At 50.8% G+C, this 9480-nt stretch carries 9 protein-coding genes; 6 read left to right on the top strand and 3 right to left on the bottom strand.

Going from position 1 to position 9480, the window contains the following annotated elements:
- Positions 1–165: 165 nt before the first annotated feature.
- Positions 166–942, bottom strand: a complete 777-nt coding sequence (locus H8K26_RS14975) for an enoyl-CoA hydratase (RefSeq protein WP_186884588.1) — start codon at positions 940–942, stop codon at positions 166–168.
- Between the two features lie 361 nt (positions 943–1303).
- A complete protein-coding gene (gene apaG, locus H8K26_RS14970; RefSeq protein WP_190480613.1) occupies positions 1304–1678 on the bottom strand; it encodes a Co2+/Mg2+ efflux protein ApaG in 375 nt (124 codons plus the stop codon).
- A 117-nt stretch (positions 1679–1795) separates the two neighbouring features.
- On the opposite strand from apaG, the gene rpe reads away from it, so the two are divergent.
- The 6 genes from rpe to trpC all read left to right on the top strand — a co-directional run bounded on the left by rpe (position 1796) and on the right by trpC (position 7423).
- Positions 1796–2461, top strand: coding sequence for a ribulose-phosphate 3-epimerase (rpe, locus tag H8K26_RS14965; RefSeq protein WP_186897814.1), 666 nt, complete (start codon positions 1796–1798; stop codon positions 2459–2461).
- Between the two features lie 106 nt (positions 2462–2567).
- Positions 2568–3251, top strand: coding sequence for a phosphoglycolate phosphatase (locus H8K26_RS14960; RefSeq protein ID WP_190480612.1), 684 nt, complete (start codon positions 2568–2570; stop codon positions 3249–3251).
- 270 nt (positions 3252–3521) lie between these two features.
- Positions 3522–5018 (top strand): anthranilate synthase component I, encoded by a 1497-nt coding sequence (gene trpE / locus H8K26_RS14955; protein WP_186884584.1) that lies wholly within the window; start codon positions 3522–3524, stop codon positions 5016–5018.
- The gene (locus H8K26_RS14950) at positions 5019–5591 is read left to right on the top strand and encodes an anthranilate synthase component II (protein ID WP_190480610.1); all 573 of its coding nucleotides are present in this window, start codon (positions 5019–5021) and stop codon (positions 5589–5591) included. It begins immediately after the preceding gene.
- Complete coding sequence (gene trpD / locus H8K26_RS14945) at positions 5588–6619, top strand: anthranilate phosphoribosyltransferase (RefSeq protein WP_190480608.1); 1032 nt, start codon at positions 5588–5590, stop codon at positions 6617–6619. Before H8K26_RS14950 ends, trpD begins: the two co-directional genes overlap by 4 nt.
- Positions 6620–6622: 3 nt before the next feature.
- The gene (gene trpC, locus H8K26_RS14940; RefSeq protein WP_190480606.1) at positions 6623–7423 is read left to right on the top strand and encodes an indole-3-glycerol phosphate synthase TrpC; all 801 of its coding nucleotides are present in this window, start codon (positions 6623–6625) and stop codon (positions 7421–7423) included.
- Between the two features lie 158 nt (positions 7424–7581).
- Here trpC and H8K26_RS14935 read toward each other — a convergent pair whose 3' ends face one another.
- Positions 7582–9450, bottom strand: coding sequence for a M61 family metallopeptidase (locus tag H8K26_RS14935; RefSeq protein ID WP_190480604.1), 1869 nt, complete (start codon positions 9448–9450; stop codon positions 7582–7584).
- Positions 9451–9480: the final 30 nt, after the last annotated feature.

Here is a 9480-nt window from a genome sequence, read left to right as displayed (position 1 = left end):
TTGTGCGGGCACCAATCGGATCACTTGGCCTGACTTCGGTCTGTTGACTGTGCGGGCTGCTTTTTTACTTGCAGCGCTTCACTTTCTTCCCCCGCCTTTCAGCGGGAGCCGAACTATAGCAAAACCTTCCTCAATTCGCAATGAAACTCGCAAATTATTTATAATTTATTGATTCTTAAATTCCGGCGTACGTTTTTCCAGGAATGCTTTCATGCCTTCCTTCTGATCTTCGGTTCCGAAACTTGAATGAAACAAGCGGCGTTCAAAATGCACGCCTTCCGACAAAGTGGTTTCGTAAGCGCGATTAACAGATTCCTTAATCATCATAATGATAGGCAGCGACATGCTGGCAATCGTGTTCGCCGCTGACAGCGCTTCTTCCAGCAACATATCTACCGGAACAATGCGCGAGACCAATCCAGCGCGTTCTGCTTCTTCCGCATCCATCATGCGTGCGGTCAGGCACATATCCATCGCCTTCGCTTTCGATATTGCACGCGGCAAACGCTGAGTACCGCCAGCGCCTGGCAAGGTTCCTAACTTAACTTCGGGCTGCCCAAATTTTGCGTTATCAGCAGCAATGATGAAATCACACATCATCGCCAATTCACAACCACCGCCCAAGGCATAACCTGCCACGGCAGCAATGACTGGTTTGCGAATCTGGCGAATAGTTTCCCAATTGCGCGTGATGTAATCACCTTTATAAGCATCCATGAACGTGTAGTTCGCCATTGCGGCAATATCTGCACCAGCAGCAAATGCCTTCTGACTTCCGGTAATAACGATACATTGGATCGCATCATTCTGGTCAAACGCTTTTAAAGCAACGCCTAATTCATTCATCACCTGATCATTCAGCGCATTCAATGCCTTCGGGCGATTGAGAGTAATCAGTCCAACCTTCTCTTTTGTCTCTACTAATATGCATTCGAATTCCATGGAAGTCTCCTATATAGTGTCAATGGATGTGCCGCTCAGCGCGGCAAGGCTAAATTACTCAAACAATCCAGCTTATCTGTTTACAGAACAGCCAGATTGTAATCAAAGGAAATCTATGTGGTTATTGTTATTAGAAGCCGGAATGGCGCTCTTAATATTGATCTTTATCGTATGGTGGACCATGTTTTCCGGACGACGCCCGGAAAACAAACCGCGCATTGAAGAACAAACTGACAGTAAGAACGACAGCAACTGAACTTCATCACATTATTTATTAAAAAACTGGCGCGCAGTTTTTCACGACATGCCAACTATAGTGGAACCGTACGATCCGTATCGCAAGGCAGCGCACGCCACCCTATTAATGCAAGGTACGGGGAATAGAGAGCACAAACTCAGGAATCTCGACCTCGAAACGATGTCCATCTTCCGCCACGCAGAAATACGAACCTTTCATGCTTCCCTGCGGCGTCGTTAAGGAACTGCCGCTGGTGTATTCAAAACTTTGTCCTGGCGCCAAAAACGGCTGATGCCCGACCACCCCCAGCCCTTTTACCTCTTCAATATGATTCTTTGCATCTGTAATAATCCAGTGACGCGAAATTACCTGCGCTGACACCGTCCCCGTATTCTTAATCGTTATGGTGTAAGCAAACACAAAATTCGCCTGATCCGGATTGGATTGCTCTTGTAAATACTGTGTCACAACGGACACACTCATTTCGTAGGCTGCCACAGTCTCCTCTTTTCTTTATCAACTGCAATTGAATCTCTATTGTGCCAGAGGATCACAAAGACGACATGGATGGCGCAAGGTAAAATAGCGCATCTTTCCTTTTGCAAGACCATTGCCATGACAACCTACCGAATTGCCCCCAGTATTTTATCCGCCGACTTTGCCCGATTGGGCGAGGAAGTGCGCAATGTCGTCGCTGCCGGTGCCGACATGATTCACTTCGACGTCATGGATAACCATTACGTCCCGAATCTGACCATAGGCCCGTTGGTCTGCGAAGCGATACGCCCACATGTGCAGGTGCCGATTGATGTTCATCTGATGGTAAAACCTGTCGATCGCATCATTCCCGATTTTGCCAAAGCTGGCGCGAATATCATCAGCTTTCACCCGGAAGGCTCCGAGCATATCGACCGTAGTCTGCAATTAATCCGCGATCACGGCTGCAAAGCCGGTCTGGTGTTCAATCCTGCGACACCCTTGCATGTGTTAGAACATGTCATGGATAAGCTGGATCTGATCCTGTTAATGTCAGTCAACCCCGGCTTCGGCGGTCAATCGTTTATTCCGCACACATTGAAAAAAATCGCCGCGGTACGCAAATTAATTGACGAATCCGGTCGCGACATCATGCTGCAAGTCGATGGTGGCGTGAAGATAGACAATATCCGCGAGATCGCAGCAGCAGGTGCAGATACGTTTGTTGCCGGTTCAGCGATATTTGGCAAGCCAGACTACAAGGCCGTCATTGACGCCATGCGCACAGAACTCGGTAAAGTCTGACCCGTCATTCACCGCTTACGTTCCAGACACTCAATAACCATACGGCTCGTGGCGTCAATTTGTGCCAGGAACCGCATGGTTATTCAGATATTCCACAGACAACGCCATGTTTAACAATATCAACGCCGTCATCATTGATCTCGATGGCACCATGCTCGATACCGCACCGGATTTTCTGGTCGCGATTAATCGTATGCGGAATGATTTTTCCCTGACGCCAATAACGCTAGCCATGGTGAAATCTATGGTCGGTAAAGGCTCGGAAAATCTGATCACCCGTGTCCTGAGTCTGGATTTCGATGAAGCGGGAGTGCAACAACATTTTGCGCAAGGGATGGCATCTTACCAGCGGCATTATCTCGACATCAATGGCGATCACAGCACGTTGTATCCAGAAGTCATCGAGGGTTTGCAAGCAATGCAGGCGATGCATCTGCGGCTGGCATGCGTCACAAACAAGCCGCTCGCTTTCGCCATTCCCCTGATGCAGAAAAAGGGCTTGTCTTCCTATTTTGAACTGACTTTCGGCGGTGATTCCTTCCCTCGAAAAAAACCAGATCCGCTACCATTGCTTGAAGTCAGCAAAAAGTTTGGCATCGCGCCATCACACATTCTGGCTATCGGCGACTCCAGCAATGACGCCATCGCGGCGCGCGCAGCAGGCTGCCCGGTACTCACAGTGCCTTATGGTTACAACCACGGCGAGGCTGTACAAACGATTCAAAGTGATGGTATAGTCGGCACACTGTTGGAAGCGGCACGACTGCTGGCGACAGAAAATCAACATTAATTCGACATTAATCACTTTCATTCCACTCACGAATGTTTCCCGAAAACAAACGTCCCGAAATAACACCAGGTGCCTTTGAGGCCTGGCTATGGCGACGCTGGCAATCCTCTTAATCCTGGAATGCCGCGACTGGCTCTGCACATCCTCCGCACGACTTGTCGCTTGTTTTATCAATCTGTCTTATCCGTCCTTACTCAAGATGCGAGTCGTTTTGCTCGTTTTCTGTGTCTGCAAGCATCGCGAGCTATGGCTGACGGCTGAAAGAAAACCATGACCGAACTCGAATTCAAATCGCTGGCCGCGCAAGGCTACAACCGTATTCCGATGATTGCGGAAGCATTCGCTGATCTGGAAACTCCACTGACCCTGTACCTGAAACTTGCTCAGACCCAGAACGCGGGCAAAAACACTTTCCTGCTCGAATCCGTCATGGGTGGCGAACGTTTCGGGCGTTATTCCTTCATCGGCCTGCCTGCCAATACGCTGTTGCGCAGCTACGGTGAAAAAGTAGAAATCGTCAGAAATGGCGAAATCATCGAAACGTATCACGGCAATCCGCTCGATTTCATCGCAGAATTTCAAAGCCGTTTCAAAGTAGCGTTACGTCCCGGCATGCCACGTTTTTGCGGCGGACTCGCCGGTTACTTTGGTTACGATGCGGTACGCCATGTCGAAAAACGCCTCGCACACAGCGCGCCCAAAGATGATCTTGGTCTGCCGGAAATTCAGTTACTGGTGACAGAAGAATTAGCGGTCATCGATAATGTATCAGGCAAGCTGTATCTGATTGTGTATGCCGATCCTACGCAAGCCGAAGCATGGTCGAAAGCGCGCCAGCGTTTGAAAGATTTGCGTGCGATGTTACGTCGCAGCGTTGATGCGCCCGTTACATCCGCCTCGGTGCGCACCGAATCCATACGCGATTTCGCGAAAGAAGATTATTTAAAAGCCGTTGAAAAAGCCAAGGAATACATCATGGCTGGCGATCTGATGCAGGTGCAGGTCGGGCAGCGCATCAAGAAACCTTATGTTGATTCGCCGCTCTCACTGTATCGCGCACTGCGCTCACTGAATCCGTCACCGTATATGTATTTCTACAATTTCGGCGACATGCAGATCATCGGTGCATCGCCGGAAATTTTGGTACGCAACGAAAGCCTGAATGATGGTTCACGCAAAGTCACGATACGTCCGCTCGCCGGTACGCGTCCGCGCGGTGCAACACCTGAGCGCGATGCTGAACTCGCCAAAGAATTGCTGGCTGATCCCAAAGAAATCGCCGAACACGTAATGCTGATTGATCTCGCACGCAATGATATCGGCCGCATCGCTACGACTGGCAGCGTCAAGGTAACGGATCAGATGGTCATTGAAAAATACTCGCATGTACAGCACATCGTGTCGAATGTCGAAGGGACATTGCAACCACAATTATCGAATCTCGATGTGCTGAAAGCGACCTTCCCTGCCGGTACCTTGTCCGGCGCGCCAAAGGTGCGTGCCATGGAGTTGATCGATGAACTCGAACCAGTCAAACGCGGCATCTATGGCGGGGCTTGCGGTTATCTGTCGTTCGGCGGCGAGATGGATCTGGCGATCGCGATTCGCACCGGCGTACTGAAAGACGGCATGTTGTATGTGCAGGCTGCGGCGGGCGTGGTGGCGGATTCAGTACCGGAAATGGAATGGCAGGAAACAGAAAACAAGGCGCGCGCAGTTTTGCGCGCTGCCGAACAAGTACAAGATGGTCTGGACGGAGAAATTTAAATGCTGCTGATGATCGATAACTATGATTCCTTCACTTACAACCTCGTGCAGTATTTTGCCGAGCTGGGTGAAGATGTGCGCACCTACCGCAATGATGAAATCACACTGGACGAAATCGCCGCATTAAAGCCGGATCACATCTGCATTTCGCCGGGACCATGCACGCCGCATGAAGCTGGTATTTCTATTCCTGTCATCGAACGTTTTGCCGGCCAGATTCCTATTCTCGGCGTCTGCCTTGGTCATCAAAGTATCGGTGCTGCATTTGGCGGCAATATCATCCGCGCCAAGCAAGTCATGCATGGCAAGACGTCGATGATTGCACACACCGGCGTGGGCGTCTTTAAGAATTTACCCAGCCCTTACACCGTTATCCGCTATCACTCGCTGGCGATTGAACGCGCTACGCTACCCGATTGCCTGGAAGTCACCGCCTGGACTGACGATGGCGAAATCATGGGTGTGCGTCACAAAGAATTCAATCTGCAAGGCGTGCAATTCCACCCCGAATCCATCCTCTCAGAGCATGGCCATGCTCTGTTGAAAAACTTTCTGACCGGAGCAGCACAATGACCATTTCTCAGCAAGAAGCTTTGACACGTCTGATCGAACACCGCGAAATATTCCATGACGAAATGCTGTATCTGTTCCGCAAAATCATGGGCGGTGAAATGTCGCCACTGATGATCGCCGCATTAACGATAGGTCTGCGCGTCAAAAAAGAAAGCATAGGTGAAATCACCGCAGCGGCACAAGTCATGCGCGAATTCTCGACCAAAGTGCCATTGGTCAATACCGAAAATATGATCGATATCGTCGGCACTGGCGGCGATGGCGCGAATACCTTCAATATTTCCACCACCTCGATGTTTGTGACTGCCGCCGCCGGAGCGCGCGTCGCCAAGCACGGCGGACGCAGCGTTTCTTCATCATCTGGCAGCGCAGACGTGCTAGAAGCGCTGGGTGTTAACATCAACCTGAATCCAGAACAAATTGCACAATCCGTAGCTCAGACCGGCATCGGTTTTATGTTTGCACCGAACCATCACGGTGCGATGAAACATGCGGCACCAGTCCGTCGCGAACTGGGTGTGCGCACCATCTTTAACATCCTCGGCCCGCTGACGAATCCGGCAGGCGCACCAAATATTCTCATGGGTGTATTCCATCCGGATCTGGTCGGTATTCAGGTGCGCGTGTTGCAGCGGCTGGGCGCCAAACATGCGCTGGTCGTGTGGGGTCGCGACAATATGGATGAAGTGTCGCTCGGTGCACCGACGATGGTCGGCGAACTGGTCGATGGTGAAATCCGCGAATACGATATTCATCCGGAAGACTTTGGCCTGCAAATGGTATCTAGCCGGAATCTGCGTGTCTCAGGTGCGGAAGAATCGCGCGAAAAAGTATTGGAAGTGCTGAACAATGTCAGCGGTGCCGCGAAAGATATCGTCAGCCTGAATGCCGGTGCCGCTTTATACGGCGCGGGCGTTGCCAGCTCGATTGCCGACGGCGTCAAGAAGGCGCAAGAAGCGATCGCGTCAGGGGCTGCCCGTGCCAAGATGGATCACTTCATTCAGGTCACTCAGCAACTCGGAAAGTAAATTATGTCGGACATACTTAACAACATCCTGGCAGTCAAAAAAGATGAGATTGCGGCAGCAAAAAAATATCAGTCGCTGATCAGTCTGCGTGACGAAGTCGAATCTGACAAAGAAGCACGCGCACAACTACGTGGTTTTGAATCCGCACTGCGCAGCAAAATTGCGGCGGGCAATCCTGCGGTGATTGCGGAAGTCAAAAAAGCCTCGCCCTCCAAAGGCGTAATCCGGCCAAATTTTAATCCGGCAGACATCGCGAAAAGCTACGAGCAGCACGGTGCGGCCTGTTTATCCGTGTTGACAGACGTGCAGTTTTTTCAGGGCGCACCGGAATATCTGCAGCAGGCACGCAATGCCTGTGCATTACCGGCGTTGCGCAAAGATTTTATGATTGATCCGTATCAGGTATATCAGGCCAGAAAATGGGGCGCTGATTGTATCTTGCTGATCGTTGCCGCACTCGATCATGGTCTGATGGCAGAACTCGAAGCCTGTGCACATGAACTCGGTATGGGTGTCCTGGTCGAAGTACACAATGGCGCAGAGCTGGACGCGGCACTTAAACTGAAAACCACGCTGCTAGGTATTAACAACCGCAACCTGCGCACCTTTGATGTGACGCTGGAGACGACGCTGGGCTTACTGCCGAAACTCTCACCGGAAAAACTGGTGATTTCCGAATCCGGCATCCTCAATCCTGACGACGTAAAACGAATGCGCGCTGCGGATGTGCATGGCTTCCTGGTCGGCGAAGCATTCATGCGGGCAGAAAATCCTGGTGCAGAGTTACAGAAATTATTTTTCTGAATCGATACACATCTGACGGCATGTCCTAATCAATCTGCGGCTTTCCAGGCATTTTCCTGCCAGAAGCCGCATGAATACTGAGACATGATCGTTGCTAATAGAAAAAAAGCCGTTAGCGTCATCTCTGCGCTAACGGCTTTTTTTATTCGATACTGATCTTACGATTTCGTTGCTTTACGGTAGGCGGGCCTTGCCGTCGCTAACACGGCCTTGGTGTCACTCTCAATTTTGAAGCTCACTGCAGGCACATCATCCGTTTGCAATTTCGCTTTCACGACCAGCAACTCATCACGGCGGAACGCGTGAATTTCCACCGTATCGCCGACGCGATAACGCCCGATCGCCACCGCGAGGTTATCGCCAACGTCAGCGACACTCACACGCAAACCGTTAATCGCCACCAGAATATCATTCGCAGATAAACCCGCCAGATGTGCGGCACGACCTTCATACGCATGAGCGATCTTGCAGCCATTGGCATCGCGTGCCACTTTCACGCCAAGACTGGCAGACCTGTTGCTGTTGCCAGCATCGAGTGTAATGCCGAACTCTGCAAACAACTGCGCCAGCGGCACATCATCAGTTCCGCGCACATGCTTATCGAGGAAGCGGCGCACATTCACGCCAGTCGCTTTTTCGATGATCGTTTCGATTTCGTCTTCGGCCAAGCCCTGCTGTTTTCCCGCCGCAAAATTGACATAGAAATCACGACCATACTTTTGCCACAAAGCACGCATCACATCATCGAGCGATTTTTTTCCGCCAGTTGCTGCACGTATCGTCAGGTCCAGGCCCAGCCCGACCAGTGAACCTTTGGTGTAATAGCTGACAATCGCATTCGGCGAATTTTCATCCTGACGATAATACTTCGTCCAGGCATCAAAGCTGGATTCGGCCACACTTTGCTTAAGACGCCCGCTACCGCGATGGACGTTATTGACAGTCTGCGCCAGCAATTTCAGATACGCTGCTTCATCGATCAAACCAGCGCGTACCAGCATCAGATCATCGTAATAACTCGTAAAACCTTCAAACAGCCACAACAGGCTAGTGTAGTTTTCCTGACGCAGATCGTAACTGGCAAATGCAGCAGGCTTAATGCGCTTGACATTCCACGTATGGAAATACTCATGGCTGCACAAACCTAAAAAGCCGCGATAACCATCGCTCATCTCAGGCTGATGTTTTACCGGAATATCAGTGCGGTTACAGATCAAGGCGGTTGACGCACGATGTTCCAGGCCACCGTAACCTTCACCGACTACCATCGTCATAAATACGTAGCGATCCATCGGCGCTTTTTTGGCACGCGGCTCAAAAAATGCGATCTGGCTTTCACAGATTTTTTTGACATCAGCGACCATGCGCTCCATGTCCATGTTCGGCACTTTTCCGGTCACGACGAAATCATGTGGCACGCCGTGCGCTTCAAATGTCGCCAGTGCGAAATCGCCGCACTCGACCGGGTGATCGACCAACTCATCGTAGTTCGCGGCAATATAAGTACCAAAGCCATAACGCTTGGCTTTCAACTCAGGCAAAGAAGTGGCGACGCGCCAACTCTTACATGCGGGCGCATCGGCACGTTGAATATCAACAATGTGCGGTAAAAACTCTTGCCCGTGTACGCTCAGGAATACGCTGGTGCCGTTAAAAAAAGCATGTGACTGATCGAGATGCGCCGCGCGCACCGACAAATCCCATGCATACACGTCATAACTGATCAGCAGTTCAGTTTTGCACGGAGCTGCCTGCCAGGTATGTTTGTCGAGCTTTTTGAGAGTCACTTTTTTACCGGCGGCACTTGCCTTGATCTGCACAATATTTCGTGCAAACTCACGCACCATGTAACTGCCGGGTATCCATGCCGGCAAGCTGACAACCTGTCCTTCAGGATCGGGCTGACTGATGTGCAGCGTCACCTGATACAAGTGAGCGGCTAAATCTTTGGGGATGATCGAATAATGAATCGCGTTTTTGACGCTGTTGCGGCTTGTCTGACTTTGAGTTGCTTTTTGAGTGCTCATCGTTTTTGCCATGCTCAACGATCTTTCTAT

This window comes from Cognatundibacterium aquatile (genome assembly GCF_014699135.1).
Classification (GTDB): domain Bacteria; phylum Pseudomonadota; class Gammaproteobacteria; order Burkholderiales; family Burkholderiaceae_D; genus Undibacterium; species Undibacterium aquatile.
Note: the sequence above shows the minus strand (reverse complement) of the source record. Positions and strands in the feature narration are given on the sequence as shown.